The sequence below is a fragment of the Catalinimonas alkaloidigena genome (assembly GCF_900100765.1).
Classification (GTDB): domain Bacteria; phylum Bacteroidota; class Bacteroidia; order Cytophagales; family Flexibacteraceae; genus Mooreia; species Mooreia alkaloidigena.
In genome coordinates this window covers 1-1,125 of the sequence record NZ_FNFO01000035.1, presented here as the reverse complement: position 1 = coordinate 1,125, position 1,125 = coordinate 1, and the positions used below count along the sequence as shown (strand labels likewise).

Sequence of the window (1,125 nt, the reverse complement as noted above, 5' to 3'; positions counted from 1 at the left end):
CCAAGCGACTGATGCAGCCTTTCCTGATTGTAGAACTGAAAGTACTGCTTTAGCCCGAGGAGTAACTCCTTACAAGTTTCTGGTCGCTGTAAGTAGAGGTATTCATACTTGACACTGCGCCAGAGCCTTTCCACAAAGATATTGTCGATTGCTTTCCCTTTGCCATCCATGCTGATCTGAATATCATGTTGACTTAAAATCTCAGCGAAGGCATCACTTGTGAACTGACTGCCTTGATCCGTGTTGAAGATTTGGGGCTTTCCTGTTTTGAGTGCTTCTTTCAGCACCCGACAACAGAATTGAGTGTCCATACTATTAGACACGCCCCAACTGATCACCTTGCGGCTATACAGATCTACCACGGCCATCAAGTACATGAACCCTGTCGGCATCGGGATATACGTTAGATCGGTAGCCCAAGCCTGATTGACTCGTTGGATCTTTACGTTCCGAAGCAGATAAGGATAAATCTTATGTCCTTTTATTGGCTGGCTAGTAGTTGGCTTAGGACCGATGGCCTCCAATCCCATCAACTGATAGAGCCGCTGGATACGCTTGCGATTCACCAAGTAGCCTTTTTGCTTCAGGGCAGCCGTCATCCTGCGGGTGCCATAAAAGGGGTATTTTAAATACAATTCATCCATCTGCCGCATCAGTCCCAGATCTTCAGCATTCATCTGGACCGGTTGGTAATAGAACACGGACCGTGACAAGCCCAGAAGTTGACACTGCCTGCTGATGCTCAACTCAGGGTGATGGGCGTCAATCATGGCTTTTCTTTCGTTAGCCTGCTTGGCTAGACTCTTTTTTTTAGAAAATCCACCTCTACTTTTAGCCGCCCGATTTCTTCGTAAAGCTTGGCAGCATCCACTACCTCCTTGCTTTTTTTCTTCCTGTTGGAGAACACCTGAGCAGAATTTTCCAGAAACTCTTGTTTCCATGAGGAGATCTGGTTAGGGTGCAATTCATACTTCTGAGCCAGTTCCTGCAAAGTGTGGTGCTCTTTCAGCGCTTCAATCGCTACTTTGGCTTTAAACTCAGAGGAAAATGATCTTCTCTTTTGCATAGGACTTTAAGTTAAAAGTTTACACTTATACTGCTGTCCTATTTTTCGGGTCCACTATA

Annotated in this window: 1 protein-coding gene; it reads right to left on the bottom strand. The window is 45.7% G+C overall.

Annotated features, from left to right (window positions below; translation table 11 throughout):
• Positions 1-1,066 (bottom strand): IS3 family transposase gene (locus BLR44_RS28430; RefSeq protein ID WP_089688898.1). Its coding sequence is split into 2 segments (ribosomal slippage), with 1,067 coding nucleotides annotated over them: positions 1-811 and positions 811-1,066; the frame shifts between segments, so codons are not numbered across the junction. This gene is flagged as partial in the annotation.
• Positions 1,067-1,125: the final 59 nt, after the last annotated feature.